The organism is Agromyces sp. Y182, from assembly GCF_059445385.1.
The window spans coordinates 385,215-402,879 of sequence record NZ_JCAIUF010000001.1; the positions used below are offsets into that span (position 1 = coordinate 385,215).

The window sequence follows — 17,665 nt, forward strand, 5'->3', positions numbered from 1 at the left end:
CGACAGCGGCTCGATCGGGGTCTTATCCACGGTGCAGAAGCGACCCGGCGGCCCGAAGCGGTCTCGTCACCTTCCAGCTGGTGCTGGATTCGAACGCTATGACCCGCTCGCGCAGGCTCTGGGCCTCTCTTTCCACTGCGCGCAGCCGAGCATTGGCCGACTCGGTCTGGGCGACGCTCTCTGCCAATGCCCGCTCGCGGTCTTCGGCACGTCGACTCTCCTCAAAGTCCGCCGTCGTCTGGGCGCCGATGCCCTCGTAGACACCGCGGAGCAGCTCGGGACGCTGCCGCCCCAGATCGATGAACGAATGGACCGCCGTCGAGACGTCACTTCCCGTAACGAGGACGCCGAGACCGTGGCCGTGTTCGAATGCGAAGGATGGATAGCGCACCGCGAGTTCCTCCCACAACTGCCAGACCCCGAAGCCCTCGGTGCGCTCAACGATGTCGTGGAAGATCATGACGCCGTGGGGAGACATCTTCGGAAGCCATGACTCGAAATCGTGCCTCACATCGTCGTAGCCGTGGCGTCCGTCGATGTGCAGCAGATCCACAGTTCCGTCGTCCACGACGGCGAGCGCCTCGTCGAATGTCCCGCGGAAGAGAGTGGAGAACGAAGCGTAATCGGCCTCATTGATCGCCGCGACGCTCTGGTATACGTCTTCGCTGTAGAAGCCCGCATGGTCATCCCCAACCCATGTGTCGACAGCGAGCGCACGTGTTGGGAGTTCGAGGCGTGCGATCGTCTCGCAGAACTGGAAGTAGGCGAAGCCGTTGTGCGTGCCGAGCTCGACAATGAGTTCGGGCCGGGCCGCGCCGACAAGCCATGCAGCGAACGGGGCGTGCTCATGCCAAGCGGAAGGCACCAGGTGCTTCGGCTTCCAGAACGAGGTCGCGGCGATCTCCCCGTCAAGTTCGTGCATCAAAATGACCTCCCTGTCGACCGGGGCGTCGTCGTCCGCTCCGGCACCGTTGGACAATGCTACCCATGCTGGTTCCCCAAGCGACCCCGTTCTCACGGCGCCGCCCGGAGTGCGTGGCACGACTGGCTAGAATTGGATCTCTACTCGATCTAGACGATCGCGGACAGCGACTCGGTCCCGAGCATGAAGGAATACCACGTGAAGATCCTCGTCACCGGCGGCGCCGGTTTCATCGGCTCAAACTTCGTCCACTACGTCGTGGCGAACACCGACCACACGGTCACCGTGCTCGACAAGCTCACATATGCCGGCAACCTCGCATCACTCGATGGGCTGCCGGCCGATCGCTCCCGCTTCGTCAAGGGCGACATCACTGATGCGCCACTCATCGACGGATTGTTCGCCGAGCACGACGCGGTGGTGCATTATGCAGCCGAAAGCCACAACGACAACTCGCTTGATGACCCGAGCCCGTTCCTCGAGACGAACGTCATCGGCACGTACACGCTGCTCGAAGCGGCGCGGAAGCATGGAATCCGCTTCCACCACATCTCCACCGACGAAGTGTACGGCGACCTCGAGCTCGACGATCCGGCCCGCTTCACCGAGAACACCCCGTACAATCCATCGAGCCCGTACTCGGCGACGAAGGCCGGCAGTGATCTGCTCGTGCGGGCCTGGGTGCGTTCCTTCGACGTGCAGGCCACGATCAGCAACTGCTCGAATAACTATGGCCCGTACCAGCACGTCGAAAAGTTCATCCCTCGCCAGATCACGAACGTCCTGCGCGGCGAACGCCCGAGGCTCTACGGGTCCGGTGTGAATGTGCGCGACTGGATCCATGCCGACGACCATTCATCCGCGGTGCTGACCATCCTCGAGAAGGGCGAGATCGGCGAGACCTACTTGATCGGGGCCGATGGGGAGAAGAACAACAAAGAGGTCGTTGAGCTCATCCTCACTGAACTCGGCCAGCCAGCCAGCGCATACGATCACGTGGTGGACCGCCCCGGCCATGACCTTCGTTATGCCATCGACTCGTCGCGTCTGCGCAATGAACTGGGCTGGGAACCGCAGTTCTCCGACTTCGCGTCAGGACTCGCCGACACGATCGCCTGGTATCAAGGGCACGAAGGTTGGTGGGCGCCAGAGAAGGACGCAACCGAGGCGCGCTACCGGGCGCAGGGGCAGTAGGCGAATGCGCTTCCTCATCACCGGTGCCGCAGGCATGCTCGGTCGCGACCTTCAGACCGCCCTCGCCGATCGCCAAGTGACGGCACTCGGTCGCGCTGATCTCGATGTGACGGATACCTCTGCAGTGCTCGCTGCAGTCAGCGGCCACGATGTCGTGGTGAATGCTGCCGCCTACACGAGGGTCGACGAAGCAGAAACTCACGAAGCCGAGGCGTTCGCCACCAATGCGACAGGGGCGGCAATTCTCGCAGCTGCAGCTGCGGCTGCTGGGGCGCGCTTCGTCCAGGTCTCGACGGACTATGTCTTCGACGGTCGAGCTTCTTCCCCGTACCCGGAGGACGGCGTCTACGCTCCGATCTCGGCTTACGGGCGCACCAAGGCCGAAGGGGAGAGACTTGCTCTCGCCGCGAATCCCGGAGCGACGTTCATCGTCCGAACCGCTTGGCTGTACGGCGCGCATGGACCAAATTTCGCCAAGACCATGTTGAAGCTCGCTGAGACGAAAGACACTTGGTCGGTCGTCGACGACCAGTCGGGGCAGCCGACATGGACCGTCGATCTTGCTCGGCAAATCGTCGCCTTGCTCGACGCGGACGCACCTGCAGGCATCTACCACGGTACAAGCAGCGGCGAGACGAGCTGGTTCGGATTCGCACGGGCTATCCTGGAGGATTCTGGTCTCGATCCAGATCGAATCGCGCCGATCGACAGCGCGTCGATCGTTCGGCCTGCACCTCGACCGGCATACTCCGTGCTCGGCCACGAGGCCTGGTCGAATGCAGGACTCGAGCCGATCCGCGACTGGCGCGCCGGCCTTCGCGACGCAATCCGGCACGGAGCCTTCGCGCCGTCGTCGTGACGGGCGCAATGGCACTCCACCTCCCGAGAGACCACGCCCAAGAGGATTCCACCCCCGACCGCTGAGGAGTATTCGTGACGACCACCCTCCGCGTCATCGTCGACCAGCTCATCGCGCCCGTGCCGGGCGCGATCGGCAGGTACACCCACGACCTCGCGCGCGCGATCGTCGCGGCGACGCCGCGGGACTGCACGGTCGAGGGCATCATCTCGTCATCGCCGCCCGACGACTACGACCGCGTGCTTTCCGAGATCCCCGGCCTCGCCGGACTGTACAAGACGACCCTCGCTCGGCGTGAACTCGCGGGCGCCTGGCAGCTCGGGCTGACGACATCGCCCGGGCCGGGCATGATTCACGCTCCGAGCCTGTTCGCACCACTGCGCAAGCACGACCATCGCGACGGCGGTCAAGTGGTCGTCACCGTTCATGACGTGCTCCCGTGGACGCACCCCGAGGCCCTCAGCGCGACCTCCGTGACCTGGCAGAAGGGCATGCTCAAGCGTGCCCGCCGTCACGCCGACGCGGTCGTCGTGCCCACGCACGCGCTCGCCGAGCGGCTCGGTGAGATCGCCGATTTCGGCGACCGCATCCGGGTCATCGGCACGGCACCACGCACCGGCCTGACGATCGGCGCTGATGCGCCCGTTCGCGCGGCACGGATGGGACTTCCGTCCGAGTACCTCGTGGTGCCCGGCACGCTCGAGCCGCGCAAGGGCCTCGTCGACGTGTTCGCCGCGCTCGGGCGGCGAGGCGTGCCCCAGATTCCGATCGTCGTGCTCGGGCCGGAGAGCTGGGGTGACCAGCATCTGATCGCCGTCGCCGAGGAGGAGGGCATCTCGCCGGCACGCATCACGCAGCTCGACGAACTCGATGCCGGCGACCTCGCCGTCGTGCTCGCCGGCGCAACCGCCTTCATCGCGCCGAGTCACGATGACGGCTCCGGCACTGCACTGATCGAGGCGTTTAGTCTCGCGACCCCGGTCATCCACTCGGATGCTCCGGCGTACCTCGAAGTCTCGGCAGGCGCGGGACTCGCCGTGCCGGTCGGCGTCGGCGACGGGTACGGCGACCGGCTCGCAGCCGCCATCACCTCGGTCGTCACCGATCCGGCCCTCGCCGAACGCCTGGCCATCGCTGGGAGCGACCGCAGCCGAGCGTTCAGCTGGCGGGACTCGGCCGAACGTGTCTGGCAGCTGCACGCCGACCTGTAGCCGAAGAGGTTACCCCTGGGTCGGCTCGGCCGTCGGGGGATGTACCGCCTGCTGCACGAGCTGCCGGATGTACTCGTAGTCGGGCTCTTCGGGGTCCACGTCGTTCGCGGGCACGAGTTCGACATCGATGATCGGCAGCTGCTTCGCCTTGCCCGCGAGGTTGACGAAGTAGCCCAGGCTGCCCTGCGGGACATCCGTCTTCACGACCTGCGAGCCCGCCGCCGCGATCTCCTGGAACTTCGACAGCACGTTCGCGGGATTGAACTGGGCGAGCACGGCCTCTTGGATCTGCCGCTGGCGTGCCATCCGGTCGTAGTCGCTCGTGCCGTGGCGAGAACGTGCGTACCAGAGTGCATGGTAGCCGTCGAGGTGCTGCTCCCCCGCCGGAATCCACTCGGCGACGGTCGTGAACGTCTCGTCGGCGTGGATCGGCACGTCTTCAGGCACGTTCACCGTGACGCCGCCGAGGGCGTCGATCATCTGCTGGAACCCGGCCATGTCGATGAGCGCGTAGTACTGGATCTCGAGCCCGGTGATCGCCTCGGCGGCATCGCGCATCGCCTCGATGCCGGGCTCGCTGCCCTGTGCGACTGCGTCGGGGTACATCTCGGGGCTCACGAGCTCGACCTCGGTGTAGATCGAGTTCAGCATGCAGACGTCGACCTCGCAGCCGTCGATCGAACCGTACCCCTCTGGGTAGAGCTCGGCGAGCGGGCTGCCCTCGGGGAACGGCACGTCCACCATGTTGCGCGGCAGGCCGATCGTCACGGCCTGACCGGTCTCGGCGTCGACGCTGACGACGGTGATGCTGTCGGGCCGGAGCCCGTCACGGTCGGGCCCGGCGTCGCCACCGAGCAGGAGGAAGTTGTACTTGCCGTCGACGGGTTCCTTCGACGGGCCGGCCACGAAGACCGAGGAGATGAATCCGCTCGCCGTCGTCGCGAAATAGGCACCATAGGCGGCTGTGCCCGAGACGCCCGCCATGAGGAGCACCGAGAACGCGGCCACCCAGGCGCGCGCCGACGGCGCGGTCTTCACGAGCCGTACGAGCCGCAGCGTATCGAAGGTCAAGATCACCCAGAGCACCGCGTAGAAGGCGAGCACCGCGGCGACGACCCAGAGTGTGATCGACATCGAGAAGATCGTGTACAGCGTCGCTGGCCAGATCAACCACACGACGAGCGCCACGATCGCGAGGGTCCAGAGCGTCAGCGTGGTACCGAGCCCGAACCGGCCGAGCCGGCGGCTGCCGGCGAGCACCTGCGGCGCGCCGGGGATCAGGAAATTGAGCACGACGAGCCACCACGCGCGGCGGGTCATGACCGTGCGCGAGGCGATGTCCGGGTAGCGGATCGGGCTGGCGGCGAGCGTCATCGGTTCTGCTTGAGCCGTTCGTTCTTCTCCTCGACGAGCGCTGCGAGGTCGGCGGCGTAGTCGGCGAGCGCGGTCGAGAGAGCGGGGTCGGCGGTCGCGAGGATCTTCACCGCGATGAGGCCGGCGTTCTTCGCACCCCCGATGGAGACGGTCGCGACGGGCACACCGGCGGGCATCTGCACGATGGAGAGCAGCGAGTCGAGACCGTCGAGTCGCGAGAGCGGCACGGGCACTCCGACGACGGGCAATGTGGTGACCGAGGCGAGCATGCCGGGCAGGTGAGCCGCTCCCCCGGCACCGGCGATGATGACCTTGAGGCCGCGAGCAGCCGCCTGCTTGCCGTAGGCGATCATCTTCTCGGGCGTACGGTGCGCGGAGACGACCTCGACCTCGTGCGCGACGCCGAATTCGTCGAGCAGGGCGGATGCCTCGCGCATCACGTTCCAGTCGGAGTCGGATCCCATCACGACGCCGACGAGCGGGGCGGGCGTGTTCGTCTCAGTCACTTGATCGAGTGTACGGGCGGGTGCTGTGAGATGACCGCAGGGCACGCCCCGTACTCGTTGTCAGTCCTGGAAGATCGCTGCGGCAGCCCGCGCCTCGTAGACGACCTCGTCGAGATCGTCGCCGATCGCCGTGACGTGACCGATCTTGCGGCCCGGCCGCGGCGCCTTGCCGTAGTTGTGGATCTTCACGGTCGGATGCCCGGCGAGCGCCTCGGGGTACCGGTCGGCGAGCGACCCCTCGGCCGGGCCGCCGAGCACGTTCACCATGACCGACCACTCGTCGTGGCTGCCGGTGGCGCCGAGCGGCAGATCGAGCACGGCCCGCAGGTGCTGCTCGAACTGTCCGGTGGTCGAGCCGTCCATCGACCAGTGCCCGCTGTTGTGGGGGCGCATCGCGAGCTCGTTGATGAGAATACGGTCGTCGGTGGTCTCGAAGAGCTCCACTGCCAGCACGCCCGTGACCCCGAGCCCTTCGGCGATCGTGATCGCGACGTCGGCCGCGACATCCGCGAGCCGGCCGGCCGAGTGGGGCGCAGGCGCGATGACCTCGCTGCAGACGCCGCCCACCTGCAGGGTCTCGACGAGCGGCCACGCCGCGACGTCGCCGGAGGGTCGGCGGGCCACGAGCTGCGCGAGCTCGCGGCGGAAGTCGACGAGTTCCTCGACGAGGAGCGCCCCGTCGCGCCCGTCTTCGGCGATCGTGACGAACCACTCGGCGACCTCGGCTGCGCTGCGCACGACACGCACGCCCTTGCCGTCGTATCCGCCGCGGGGGGTCTTCACGACGGCGATGCCGTCATGGGCTGCGATGAAGTCGTCGAGCTCGGCGACGGTCTCGACACGGGCCCAGTCGGGCACCGGCAGACCGAGTTCCGACAGGCGCTCGCGCATGAGCAGCTTGTCTTGAGCGAAGCGCAGCGCATCGGGGCCGGGATGCACCGGCACTCCCGCGTCGACGAGGGCGTGCAGCACGTCTTGCGGCACGTGTTCGTGGTCGAACGTCACGACGTCGACGTCGCGCGCGAACGCGAGCACTGCTGCGGCATCGGTGTAGTCGCCGACGCGATCGGCCGCGATCGCCGCGGACATGCCGTCGGCCTCGGCGAACACCCGAATATCGACGCCGAGCTCGATCGCCGCGGGAATCATCATCCGGGCCAGCTGCCCCCCACCGATCACTCCGACTCGCACGCCTTGCACTCCGTTCACCGCCGTCAACGGCGCCCGCGCGGGCGCCCTGTTCAGTCTAGGCCGCGGCCGACGGCATAGGATGTGCCGGTGTCCACCCGCCTCGCGAGCGCCCTCGCACGCCTCTGGAACGGCCTGCTCGCCTATGCGGTGAAGTTCGGCGTCGTCGGGCTGATCGGCCTCGTGATCGACGTCACACTCTTCAACCTGCTGCGCCTCGGCGTCTTCGGTGACGACCACTGGGCGCAATCGGCGATCGGCGCGAAGACGATCTCCACGAGCGTCGCCATCATCTTCAACTGGCTGGGCAACCGCTACTGGACGTTCCGCAACCACCGCCGCCGCAACTACGTTCGCGAGTTCGCCGAGTACGTCATCGTCTCGCTCGGCGGCATGGCCATCGCGCTCGGATGCCTCTGGGTCAGTCACTATTGGCTCGGCTACACGAGTCTCGTGGCAGACAACATCGCTACGAACGTCGTCGGCCTCGCGCTCGGCACCGCGTTCCGGTTCGTGCTCTACCGCTACTGGGTGTTCGGACACCACCGCTCCGACGGACTCTCGAACCTCGCCCGCGTCGAGGAGGCGCAGCGCACACTCTTCGAGGAGCCCGACAGTGCAGCCGCTCCCTGAGCACGTGGAAGGAAGCCGACCCCGCTTCGACCGGCAGCGTGCACCGTTTCTGCTACTCCGCCGCCTCGACGGTCGGCTGGAACCACGGCGGATACACCGCGACCCGCGCGCGCACGCCTGCGCCGGCGAGCGCTGCACGCACCCGGTCGCGCACGGGGTCGTTGGCCACTGCGATGAGCGCGACACTGTCGAGCGGCAGGCACTCGCGCACGAGCAGTTCGGCGCCGTCGAGACCGGCACCCTCTTCGTCGCGGTGCAGTCGTTGCAGGAGGCGCTGCACGTCGGACCACTCGGATGCGACGGCCGCACCTGCAACCGCGGCATCCGCTTCGCTCACGACGATCGCACCGGGCACGTCTGCGTTGCCGGCCTGCACGCTCGCCAGTGAGCTCACGAAGATGACGAAGTCTGCGGGAGCGCGCTTCACGGCCTCTGCGCGAAGCCGCGGGTCTGGAGTGGCGGTTCGCACCGCGTTCCACACGTGAGCATCGGTCGTGAGCAGGAACGGAACGTAGTCGGCGACCACCGTGTCGGTGTCGCCGATCGCGGCGCCGCGTCGGTACTCACGAGCATCGGGCGCGGCGAGGTCGATGACCGGCACCGCGCCTGCGGCATCCGCCAGCAGTGCCCCCGCGTCGAGGATCGGCGGGAGATTGTCGATGTGCGTCACGTGGTAGATGCGCATCGCCTTCAGGTCGAGGCGCGGCGCGTCGGAGGCGATCGCGGGGCGCGAGGCGCCGGGTACGCGAGCCGGCGGGCGGCCGTTCCTGGTCGTCGAGGAGCGTGCGGATCGAGCCACCGGCGCGGGCGCAGGCTTGGGCTCCGGCTCCGGCGGCGGGAAGCAGATGGCGCAGAGGCCGTCATCGAAACCGTGTTTGCATTCGTCGGCCAAGAGGAACCCTTCATCGTGTGGCTCGCACTCGGGGGCGCACGAGACCACCTGTCAACGTTACGTCCTTTGGAGAGGTCCTGCTGCATCGCGTTCGACGGCCCGCGACAACGAGCGTCGTCAGCGGCCGCCCCAGGCGACCGTATCGCCGTCGATCGTCGACTGTTCGGCACGTCGTCGGTCGGCGATCCGGGAGTGTTCCTCGCCCATGAGTTCCTGCAGCGCGCCCAGCACGAGCTCGGGTTTCGGCAGATCTTTCAGGACGAAGGGCTGCTCATGACCCGTGTTGATGCGCACGTCGCCCGAGCCGAACGCGCTCTGCACCCAGTTGCGGCGCACCGACACGTCGTATCCCCTGCTGTGCAGCAACTCCTGTCGCACGCGCACGAAGATGCCGCTGCGCACGATGATGCGCCGGGTGGTGATCGTCGTGCGTCTCGTCAGCCAGCCGATGTACGGCAGGAACGAGCCGAGCAACACGACGAGTACCGCCCCGCCCACGATCGCGAGATCCTGCCAGAGCTCGGGGGCGAGGCTGAGACCGAAGGCGGTGGCACCGGCGACCGCGACGAGAAGTATTGCGGGAATCGTCAACACCCGTGCGTGTCGCCGCACCCGTGCGACGACGCGCTCGGGCGGCTGCGCCGGCGCGGCAGCAGCGGCGTCGGGTGTCGCGGCTTGCCTCATACGCCATTAATACCGCAGGTGGGTCACGTCTCCGGCGGCGACAGACCACGGCTCGCCGTTCTCACGGTCGATCACGACGAGTCGGCCGTCGTCGTCGAGGCGCTCGGCGCGGCCGAGCAGCTCGCGGCCGCCGGGAAGTTCGACCCGGACTTCGGTGCCGAGCGTGCCGCAGAGGGCGCTGACCCTGCCGGCGATGCCGCTCGCCGAGGCATCCGCCCCCGAGGCGGCGAATGCGGCGAACATCTCGAGCAACGTCGCCAGGTAATCGGCCAATACGGCGTCGGCATCGGGCTGCTCACCGGTGACGAGCAACAGGGACGTCGAGGTGAGCGTCGGCAGGTCGTGCTCGTCGAGCGTCAGGTTGAGGCCGGCGCCGACGATCACGGCTCCCGCGGTTCCTGAGACCGTCGAAGGGGGCAGCAGTTCCGAGAGGATGCCGCAGATCTTGTAGCCCGAGACGAGAACGTCGTTGGGCCATTTGAGCTCGACCTCGACACCTCCAGTGCGGCCTTCGGCTGCGTGCTCGCTGTGCTTGTCGAAGCGCGCGGGAGTGCTCCCTTCGACGGGCTCAGGGAGCGAGACGGGCACGGCCCGGCGCACCGCTTCGGTCATCGCCGCCCCCGCGATGAGCGGGATCCAGCCGTAGGCATCGGCCGGGAATGGCGCGCCGCCCTCGAGCTCGGGCCGAAGCAGCACCGAGATCGCCAGCGTCTTCCCCGTCGGCGCGAGCCACACACGCCCGAGGCGGCCTCGGCCGCGCGTCTGGTTGTCGGTGACGAGCACTGCGCCGTGACCCCACTGCGCGGCATCCGCCCCGCTCGCAGCCTCGCGCAACTCATCATTGGTCGACCCCGCCTCGGCGAGGAACTCGAACCGTGACACCGCCGCGCGCGATCGCTCCCAATCCATGGCATCACCCTACCCACCGACGAGTTGCCCGAATATCGCCATATCGCGGCAACTCGGCCGGGAGGGCGGCGGGGCGCGGACTGGCGGCTGGCGATAGCCACCAGCGTCGGGGCGGTATTTGTAGGATTCCGTCAAGGAAGTCGGCCGGATGTTCGCCGGTAGAGTGAACGGCGTGACCGAAGCGACTGACGGCCCCGACCTCTCCACGACCGCCGGCAAGCTCGCCGACCTCAAGCTGCGCTACCACGAGGCTGTGACGGCCTCGGGTGAAGCTGCCATCGAGAAGCAGCACGCCAAGGGCAAGATGACGGCGCGCGAGCGCATCTCCGAGCTGCTCGATCCCGGTTCGTTCGTCGAGCTCGACGAGTTCGTACGGCACCGCACGCACTCGTTCGGCATGGAGGCCAAGCGCCCCTACGGCGACGCCGTCGTCACGGGCACCGGCACCATCCACGGCCGGCAGGTCGCGGTGTACTCGCAGGACTTCACCATCTTCGGCGGCTCCCTCGGTGAGGTCGCTGGTGAGAAGATCATCAAGGTCATGGAGCTCGCCTTGAAGACCGGTGTGCCCATCATCGGCATCCTCGATTCGGGCGGCGCGCGCATCCAAGAGGGCGTCGTCGCACTCGGCAAGTACGGCGAGATCTTCCGCCGCAACACGCAGGCATCCGGTGTCATCCCGCAGATCTCGATCGTGTGCGGCCCAGCGGCGGGCGGCGCGGTCTACTCCCCCGCCCTCACTGACTTCGTCATCATGGTCGACAAGACGAGCCAGATGTTCGTCACCGGCCCCGACGTGATCAAGACCGTCACGGGCGAAGACGTCGGCATGGAGGAGCTCGGCGGCGCGCTCACACACAACGCGGTGTCGGGCGTCGCGCACTACCTCGCGAGCGACGAATCCGATGCGCTCGACTACGCGCGCACGCTCATCTCGTTCCTGCCCGACAACAATATGACGGATGCCCCCGTCTACGACGCCGAAGCCGAACTCGAGATCACCGACCAAGACCGGCGGCTGAACACCGTCATCCCCGACTCGCCCAACCAGCCCTACGACATGCACTCGGTCATCGACGGCATCGTCGACCACGGGGACTTCCTCGAGGTGCAGCCGCTGTTCGCGCCGAACATCCTGATCGGCTTCGCCCGGGTCGAGGGCCGCTCGGTCGGCATCATCGCGAACCAGCCGAGCCAGATGGCCGGCACCCTGAACATCGCCGCCGGCGAGAAGGCCTCCCGCTTCGTGCGTTTCTGCGACGCGTTCTCGATCCCGATCCTCACGCTCGTCGATGTGCCGGGCTACCTCCCCGGCACCGAGCAGGAGTGGACCGGAGTCATCCGCCGCGGGGCGAAGCTGCTCTACGCCTACGCCGAGGCGACGGTGCCGCTCATCACCGTCATCACCCGAAAGGCCTACGGCGGCGCCTACATCGTCATGGGATCCAAGCAGCTCGGTGCCGATATCAACCTCGCCTGGCCGACCGCCGAGATCGCCGTCATGGGCGGGCAGGGCGCCGTCAACATCCTCTACCGCGCTGAGATCAAGGCGGCGGAGAGTGCCGGTGAAGACGTCGCGGCCGTGCGCACGAAACTCGCGAACGAGTACACCTACAACGTGGCCTCGCCCTTCCTCGCCGCCGAGCGCGGCGAGCTCGACGGTGTCATCGAGCCGGCGGCCACCCGGGTCTCGGTCGTGAAGGCGCTCCGTGCGCTCCGAACCAAGCGTGCCAGCCTGCCCTCGAAGAAGCACGGGAACATCCCCCTCTAGGGAGCGACATGGACGACGACATCGACGACCGCGCCCCCGCGCTGCGAATCACGAGCCACGACGTCACCCCGGGCGACGCCGCGGCCGTCACCGCCGTGCTCCTCGCCGCACTCGACGAGGAGGCGTCATCCGCGGCATCCGTCGCCGACGACGGGCGCAGCGCCTGGGTGCGCAGCGGCGGGGCCATGCGCCGACCGCTCGACGTCGGCGCCGGCCGTTGGGTGCGCGCATCTCGCTGAACGCCGTGTCCTCATCGTGTCCCCCGAAATGACGACTTTGCCCCCGCCCACCCGTGTACCAGTATTGATCGTGCAGGCTCCATAGGAGTCGCCATCGTCATCGGTCGGGTAACCGATGACAGTTGGGGGCGAGTCAGGGCGATATTCGGGTTGTCGCCGTGACTCGGGCTTGATGGGGGGCCGATCTCAGATCGGTCCCCCACCTTCTTGTCCGGGCAAATTCCTCGTCTGGGCGCATTCGCGCCGAACCACGGATGCCGCGGGCGAAGCGTTCACGAATGCCGCGGGATCTCCAGCCACAGCTCGACCTCGGCCTCGTCCGAGTCCGAATCCGAGTCCGAGTCATCGCCTTCGGCCTCGCGTAGGCCCACGACGGTGACCGCCACGGGTGATCCCTCCGCTGCGGTACGGGCGATGATGCGGTCGGCCCTCGAACCGGCAACCGCTTCGGCCAAGCGGGACAGCACGCGATCGCGCATCGCTTCGTCGAGGTCGTCGATGCCGCCCTCGTCGAGCAACGTGACGGTGATGCCCCGAGAGCGAGCGCGTTGCACTTCGACGCGAACGGCATCGGTGAGCAGCATCCGGCCGCGGATCTCATCGCGGATCGCCGCCTCGAGCATGCGGCACTCGGCACGCTGCGCCTCGGTCAGCCGACCATTGCGGTCGGCGATGCGCCGCAGCATCGGCGCCGCGAGTCGGTTGGTGTGCGCGAGTCGCATTCGCCCCTCGAACAGGTGCGCGTCTTGCGCGGCCTGCCACGCCGCCGCCTCGCGTTCGGCCTGCGCATACCGCCTCGTCTCCCGCGCCGCCACCGTCAACGCCTTGGTCAACATGTGCGCGATGCCGACCCACACGACGCTGCCGATCACGCCCAGGCTGCCGAGTGCCAGCGGCCCCGCCCACACCACGGTCTGCACGGCGAGAACGATGACGCCGAGCCATGCTGCAGTCTGCTGGCGGCGGGCAGCGGTGATCGTCATGAGCGTGCCGACCGCGGCGACGTACCAGGTGGCGTAGCCGTTCTCGGCGTCGGGATCGAGTTGACTCGTCACGAGCAGCGGCAGCACGATCGAGACCGCGAGGCAGAAGGCCGCGAGCCAGTCGGGCATCCGCACGCGCCTCGTCGGCCACAGGCTCAGGGCGGTGGCCGTCGAATACAGCAGGAGCGCCCCGATCGCCGGCCACGGTGACGCGGGCACATCGAGCGAATAGATGCCGAGCACGACGTGATACGTGGAGAACAGCGCCCCGAGCACGAGGAGGAGCCAGCGGGGAATGGAGATCATGAGCCGCCCCGTGCCCCGACCGGCCAGGCGATCGTCACGGTCGTGCCGTGTCCGATCTGCGATTCGATCTCGGCGGCGCCACCGGCGTTCACCATGCGTTCCTCGATCGACACGCGCAAGCCGAGCCGCTCCGCGGGCACTCGATCGATCTCGAACCCCCGCCCGTTGTCGGCGATCTCGATGACGCAACCGCCGGCCCGCACCCCGCGGATGCGCAACTCGCGTCTCGTCGAGAGTCCGGGCTCGTCGGCGTGCTGCAGACTGTTGACCATCGCCTGCACCGCCGCCGCGTACAGCGCCTCCATCGCCTCCACCGGCAGTTCGACCCCACCAGCGTTGACGACTCGCACGGTGAACGGCGTGTTGAACGTGGTGAGCGCGGCGCGCAGCCGGCGCACCAGCACCGGCAGTCCGACGCGGTCGAGCGCACGCGGGCCGGTTGCGCCCGCTTCGTCGAGGCGGTGCACGGCGTCACGTGCCATCCGGGCCGCGAGCAACTGCTGCTCGGGCGATGTGGCCACCGCGGCGGAGAGCAGCGTCGTCAGCACACTGTCGTGCACCAGGGCGTCGATCTTCACGCGCTCGATCTCATTGGCGTGCTGCCGGGCGGCGACGTCGTACCGTTGCAGCGCCGCCTCTTGCGCGGAGTCGACCGATTCGGCGGCCTGACGCAGCATCGTGATGATCACGAGCACGACGACACCCAGCACGACCGCGTAGAGCGCGTCGAGCACCGCCAGCAGCGGACCGGCGTCACCGCCGGCCGGTGACAGCCGGATGACGCCGTACACGGCCGGGATGACGAGCGTGTAGGCAGCGGCCCAGATCGGCAGTACCCCGATCACCGCGGCCGTCGTCGCGACCGTGCAGAGGTAGTAGAGCCAGGGGGCGCTGCCGTCGAGTGCCGCAGGATCGGCGACAAGGAACGGCCACACCGCGAGCGCCAGCGCGTACAGGGCTGCGAAGCCGAGACAGGCGGCGCGCACCGCGACCTTCGTCACCGTTGCGACGGTGAGCGCGACGATCGCACCGTACATCACGGCCATGAGGGCAGCACCCGCACCATCGATGAGCGCGGCGGCCTGCTCGAGGGCCACGGGCACCGTCTGCGCTCCGAATACGAGCCCGAAGAGTCCGAGGGCGCGACCGGCGACCGTTTCGACCTGTGCACGGGTCACCGTGGACCGGCGACGCGCGAGGCGCGTCACCCGCCAATCAACGGCGGGCATCTCCGCCATCGTCGAGCCCGGGGAGGATTCCGTCCTCCACAGCCCGGCGGAGCAGGTCGACCTTGGTCGGGGCGGGGCGGCCGACTTCGATGTACTTCGCGCGGATCCGGTCGAGGTACTCGCGCGCGGTCGAGTGCGCGATGCCGAGCTGCGCTGCAACGAGCTTCAACGGCAGACCGGACGCGTAGAGGTGCAGCACGTCGTGCTCACGGCGCCCGAGCTGCGCCTTCGCGAAGTCGCGGTCGGCCTCGATCGCGCTGGCCCACTCGACGTTGTTGAGCACCTCGCCGCGGGCGACCGTGGCGATCGCACCGATCACGGCGGACATCGGAGAGGCCTTCGGAATCACGCCGGCAGCGCCCGCGGCGAGCGACTCCCGCACCGCAGCGACCCGGTCGGCGATGCTGTGCACGAGCACCGCACTGCCGGTCGCCAGAACGGCACGCACGTTCTCGGTCACCGATGACCCGTCGCCGAGCGAGAGATCGAGCACCACGACGTCGCAGCCTCGACCCGCGAGTCCGGCGAGCAGTTCGGGCACGCTCGCCGCATCGATCACGACGTCGTATCCGGCGTCACGGCACGCGGCCCGAAGGCCGAGCCGAACGGCCTCATGGTCGTCGACGATCGCGACGGTCGCCGCAGCCCCTGTTGTTCCGGCCGTTGCTGCGGTCACGACTTCCCCTGTTCCACGTTCACACGATAGCGCGGAGCCGTGCGACCGCTTCGACATGGTGGGTATTCGGGAACAGGTCGTACGCGCGCAGCTCGTCGAGTTCGTAGCCCAGCCCGCGGAAGAGTCCGACGTCGCGGGCGAAGGCCACCGGGTCGCATGCCACGTAGACGAGTTGGCGCGGGCGAAGTTCGGCGAGCCGCTCGACGACTGCGCGGCCCGCGCCGGAGCGCGGCGGATCGAGCACAATCGTGGCGTCGCGCAAGCGCCCGCGTTCGGCAGCCCCCGACTCCGCCGCGAGTTCGTCGAGGTAGCGGTCGACGCGAGCGGTCACCGCGCGGGCGCCGATCCACTCGGCGAGGTTCGCGCCGGCGTGCTCGGTCGCGCGCGCATCGGACTCGACGGTCGTGATGCGCGCCGTCTCACCGAAACGGTCGCCGACGGCGGCCGCGAGCAGCCCGACACCGCCGTAGAGGTCGTGGTTGGCCGCACGCGGGTCGAACAGGTCACCGTCGATGAGTTCCTGCACCGCGCGAGTGAGGGTCGCCGCGGCACCTCGGTGCACCTGCCAGAAGCCGTCGCGATCGAGCTGGAAGGCGCGATCGCCCACGCGCTCCTCGATCGTGGTGCGCGGGCCACGAGACATCCGCTCGCCCTCGACCAGGACGATCGCCGGGTCGCCGGCGCTCGGCGCGACGAGGTCGATCGCGCTCGCACCCGGGAATCGGTCGTCGAGCGGCGCCAGCGCCTCGAGCTCGGGTACTGCGAGGGGCACGGATGCCACGGGCACGACCGAGTGGCTTCGGGCGGCGTACGGCCCCACACGACCGTCTGGGCCGACGTGGAGGCGCATCCTGGTGCGCCAGCCCGTTCCGGTCTCGACAGAGGCCCCTGGCGCGAGCAGCGGGTCGACGGGTCGAACCTCGACGTCGGTGTCGACGCCCGCCATTCGCGAGAGCGCCTCGCGCAGCACCTCGCCCTTCAGCGCACGCTGCCGCGGCATCAGGATGTGGCCGAACTCGGCGCCCCCTGCCCGCAGCTCGGGCGCGCGGTCGACGGATGCCTCGGCCCAGACGTGCTCGCGACGATCGGGCGACGCATCGAGCACCGACACGGTCTCGGCGCGCCAGAACCGCTCACGCCCCTGGTCGCTGACCCGTGCCGCGACGCGCTCACCGGGAATCGCATCGGCGACGAACACCACGCGACCCTCGTGGTGGGCGACGAACACTCCCCCGTGCGCGACCCGCTCGATCTCGACCTCGATCACCGGGCCGTCGGTGGCGGGCGGTTTCGGCGCCGGGCGGGGCGACCGCGTCTGCCTGCGCGCGCCTGGACGACGGGGACGTCGGTTCTCTGCCATGCAACGAGCATTCCACAGCGCCGGCGCCCCGAGGCAGGATGGACACATGCGCCTCTACCTCGCCTCGACCTCGCCCGCCAGGTTGCAGACCCTCCGTGCCGCCGGCATCGAGCCGATCGCGGCGCCGCCCGGCGTCGACGAGGAGGCCGTCGTCGCCGCGCGCGAAGCCGAGGCGGGGCCGTTGGCAGCGCGCGAGATGGTGCAGCTCCTGGCTCGAGCGAAGGCCGAGGCGCTCGTCGGCGCCGAGCCCGACGGCGTGCCGATCGACGGGCTCATCCTCGGCGGCGACTCGGCGTTCCTCACCGGCGGCGCCATCCACGGCAAGCCGCATCGGCCCGAGGTGGCGAAGCAGCGCTGGCTCGCCCAGAACGGCGGACACGGCGAGCTGTGGTCGGGGCATTGGCTGATCGACCACCGCGGCGGCCGGGTGCACGGTGCGGTCGGGCGAGCGGATGTCGCGACGGTGCGCTTCGCGGCGCTCGACGAGGCCGAGATCGACGCGTATATCGCCTCGGGCGAGCCGTTGCTCGTGGCCGGCGCGTTCACGATCGACAGTCTCGGCGGCCCATTCATCCGGCGCGTCGAAGGCGACCCGTCGACCGTCGTCGGCCTCTCCCTGTCGACGCTGCGCGACCTCGTGCGGGAACTCGGCGTCGCCTGGCCTTCGCTCTGGAACCGCACGGGCGCGACAGGTTGACGTTCAGACGCGATTGTCGAGGTCCGCAAGAG

At 68.6% G+C, this 17,665-nt stretch carries 18 protein-coding genes; 7 read left to right on the forward strand and 11 right to left on the reverse strand.

Annotation, left to right across the window (positions count from 1 at the left end):
- Positions 1-22 precede the first annotated feature (22 nt).
- Positions 23-979, reverse strand: coding sequence for a class I SAM-dependent methyltransferase (locus tag AC1C2R_RS01770; protein ID WP_495378734.1), 957 nt, complete (start codon positions 977-979; stop codon positions 23-25).
- A gap of 141 nt (positions 980-1,120) precedes the next feature.
- Here AC1C2R_RS01770 and rfbB point away from each other — a divergent pair, with 141 nt between their 5' ends.
- The 3 genes from rfbB to AC1C2R_RS01785 all read left to right on the forward strand — a co-directional run bounded on the left by rfbB (position 1,121) and on the right by AC1C2R_RS01785 (position 4,186).
- On the forward strand, positions 1,121-2,116 hold the full coding sequence (gene rfbB / locus AC1C2R_RS01775) for a dTDP-glucose 4,6-dehydratase (RefSeq protein WP_495378735.1): 996 nt from the start codon (positions 1,121-1,123) through the stop codon (positions 2,114-2,116).
- Between the two features lie 4 nt (positions 2,117-2,120).
- A complete protein-coding gene (gene rfbD / locus AC1C2R_RS01780) occupies positions 2,121-2,975 on the forward strand; it encodes a dTDP-4-dehydrorhamnose reductase (protein ID WP_495378736.1) in 855 nt (284 codons plus the stop codon).
- A gap of 74 nt (positions 2,976-3,049) precedes the next feature.
- Positions 3,050-4,186 carry a glycosyltransferase family 4 protein gene (locus AC1C2R_RS01785; RefSeq protein ID WP_495378737.1) on the forward strand — a complete coding sequence of 379 codons (1,137 nt, stop codon included), beginning with the start codon at positions 3,050-3,052 and terminating at the stop codon, positions 4,184-4,186.
- A gap of 9 nt (positions 4,187-4,195) precedes the next feature.
- Here the strand turns inward: AC1C2R_RS01785 and AC1C2R_RS01790 are convergent, their stop codons facing one another.
- From AC1C2R_RS01790 to AC1C2R_RS01800, 3 genes are all read right to left on the reverse strand, one after another.
- The gene (locus tag AC1C2R_RS01790; protein WP_495378738.1) at positions 4,196-5,560 is read right to left on the reverse strand and encodes an LCP family protein; all 1,365 of its coding nucleotides are present in this window, start codon (positions 5,558-5,560) and stop codon (positions 4,196-4,198) included.
- Complete coding sequence (gene purE / locus AC1C2R_RS01795) at positions 5,557-6,024, reverse strand: 5-(carboxyamino)imidazole ribonucleotide mutase (protein WP_495380360.1); 468 nt, start codon at positions 6,022-6,024, stop codon at positions 5,557-5,559. Before purE ends, AC1C2R_RS01790 begins: the two co-directional genes overlap by 4 nt.
- Positions 6,025-6,126: 102 nt before the next feature.
- Entirely contained in the window at positions 6,127-7,257 is a 1,131-nt protein-coding gene (locus AC1C2R_RS01800; protein ID WP_495378739.1) for a 5-(carboxyamino)imidazole ribonucleotide synthase, read from the reverse strand.
- An 87-nt stretch (positions 7,258-7,344) separates the two neighbouring features.
- On the opposite strand from AC1C2R_RS01800, the gene AC1C2R_RS01805 reads away from it, so the two are divergent.
- Positions 7,345-7,887, forward strand: coding sequence for a GtrA family protein (locus tag AC1C2R_RS01805; RefSeq protein ID WP_495350836.1), 543 nt, complete (start codon positions 7,345-7,347; stop codon positions 7,885-7,887).
- Between the two features lie 52 nt (positions 7,888-7,939).
- On the opposite strand, the gene AC1C2R_RS01810 is transcribed toward AC1C2R_RS01805, so the two are convergent.
- The 3 genes from AC1C2R_RS01810 to AC1C2R_RS01820 form a co-directional block, all read right to left on the reverse strand.
- Positions 7,940-8,686 (reverse strand): DarT ssDNA thymidine ADP-ribosyltransferase family protein, encoded by a 747-nt coding sequence (locus AC1C2R_RS01810; protein ID WP_495350837.1) that lies wholly within the window; start codon positions 8,684-8,686, stop codon positions 7,940-7,942.
- Positions 8,687-8,896: 210 nt separating this feature from the next.
- A complete protein-coding gene (locus tag AC1C2R_RS01815) occupies positions 8,897-9,463 on the reverse strand; it encodes a PH domain-containing protein (protein ID WP_495350838.1) in 567 nt (188 codons plus the stop codon).
- Positions 9,464-9,469: 6 nt separating this feature from the next.
- Complete coding sequence (locus tag AC1C2R_RS01820; protein ID WP_495378740.1) at positions 9,470-10,372, reverse strand: biotin--[acetyl-CoA-carboxylase] ligase; 903 nt, start codon at positions 10,370-10,372, stop codon at positions 9,470-9,472.
- 172 nt (positions 10,373-10,544) lie between these two features.
- Between AC1C2R_RS01820 and AC1C2R_RS01825 the strand changes: the two genes are divergently transcribed.
- Positions 10,545-12,143: an acyl-CoA carboxylase subunit beta gene (locus tag AC1C2R_RS01825; protein ID WP_495378741.1), complete on the forward strand. Its 1,599-nt coding sequence runs from the start codon at positions 10,545-10,547 to the stop codon at positions 12,141-12,143.
- An 8-nt stretch (positions 12,144-12,151) separates the two neighbouring features.
- The gene (locus AC1C2R_RS01830) at positions 12,152-12,382 is read left to right on the forward strand and encodes an acyl-CoA carboxylase epsilon subunit (protein WP_495378742.1); all 231 of its coding nucleotides are present in this window, start codon (positions 12,152-12,154) and stop codon (positions 12,380-12,382) included.
- Positions 12,383-12,654: 272 nt separating this feature from the next.
- On the opposite strand, the gene AC1C2R_RS01835 is transcribed toward AC1C2R_RS01830, so the two are convergent.
- From AC1C2R_RS01835 to AC1C2R_RS01850, 4 genes are read right to left on the reverse strand one after another with little or no spacing between them, the layout of a single operon-like run.
- A complete protein-coding gene (locus tag AC1C2R_RS01835) occupies positions 12,655-13,671 on the reverse strand; it encodes a DUF8320 family protein (RefSeq protein WP_495378743.1) in 1,017 nt (338 codons plus the stop codon).
- Entirely contained in the window at positions 13,668-14,900 is a 1,233-nt protein-coding gene (locus tag AC1C2R_RS01840; RefSeq protein ID WP_495350843.1) for a sensor histidine kinase, read from the reverse strand. The genes AC1C2R_RS01835 and AC1C2R_RS01840 overlap by 4 nt, the downstream gene beginning before the upstream one ends.
- Complete coding sequence (locus AC1C2R_RS01845; RefSeq protein WP_495350844.1) at positions 14,887-15,576, reverse strand: response regulator; 690 nt, start codon at positions 15,574-15,576, stop codon at positions 14,887-14,889. Before AC1C2R_RS01845 ends, AC1C2R_RS01840 begins: the two co-directional genes overlap by 14 nt.
- 19 nt (positions 15,577-15,595) lie before the next feature.
- Positions 15,596-16,936, reverse strand: a complete 1,341-nt coding sequence (locus AC1C2R_RS01850; protein ID WP_495378744.1) for a class I SAM-dependent RNA methyltransferase — start codon at positions 16,934-16,936, stop codon at positions 15,596-15,598.
- A gap of 46 nt (positions 16,937-16,982) precedes the next feature.
- On the opposite strand from AC1C2R_RS01850, the gene AC1C2R_RS01855 reads away from it, so the two are divergent.
- Positions 16,983-17,633 carry a Maf family protein gene (locus AC1C2R_RS01855; RefSeq protein ID WP_495350846.1) on the forward strand — a complete coding sequence of 217 codons (651 nt, stop codon included), beginning with the start codon at positions 16,983-16,985 and terminating at the stop codon, positions 17,631-17,633.
- Positions 17,634-17,665: the final 32 nt, after the last annotated feature.

Excerpts from the sequence above, each read along its gene's own strand:
- rfbD (WP_495378736.1), top strand. The coding sequence starts at position 2,121 with ATGCGCTTCCTCATCACCGGTGCCGCAGGCATGCTCGGTCGCGACCTT.
- AC1C2R_RS01790 (WP_495378738.1), bottom strand. The coding sequence starts at position 5,560 with ATGACGCTCGCCGCCAGCCCGATCCGCTACCCGGACATCGCCTCGCGC.
- purE (WP_495380360.1), bottom strand. The coding sequence starts at position 6,024 with ATGGGATCCGACTCCGACTGGAACGTGATGCGCGAGGCATCCGCCCTG.
- AC1C2R_RS01815 (WP_495350838.1), bottom strand. The coding sequence starts at position 9,463 with ATGAGGCAAGCCGCGACACCCGACGCCGCTGCTGCCGCGCCGGCGCAG.
- AC1C2R_RS01820 (WP_495378740.1), bottom strand. The coding sequence starts at position 10,372 with ATGGATTGGGAGCGATCGCGCGCGGCGGTGTCACGGTTCGAGTTCCTC.
- AC1C2R_RS01830 (WP_495378742.1), top strand. The coding sequence starts at position 12,152 with ATGGACGACGACATCGACGACCGCGCCCCCGCGCTGCGAATCACGAGC.
- AC1C2R_RS01835 (WP_495378743.1), bottom strand. The coding sequence starts at position 13,671 with ATGATCTCCATTCCCCGCTGGCTCCTCCTCGTGCTCGGGGCGCTGTTC.
- AC1C2R_RS01840 (WP_495350843.1), bottom strand. The coding sequence starts at position 14,900 with ATGCCCGCCGTTGATTGGCGGGTGACGCGCCTCGCGCGTCGCCGGTCC.
- AC1C2R_RS01850 (WP_495378744.1), bottom strand. The coding sequence starts at position 16,936 with ATGGCAGAGAACCGACGTCCCCGTCGTCCAGGCGCGCGCAGGCAGACG.
- AC1C2R_RS01855 (WP_495350846.1), top strand. The coding sequence starts at position 16,983 with ATGCGCCTCTACCTCGCCTCGACCTCGCCCGCCAGGTTGCAGACCCTC.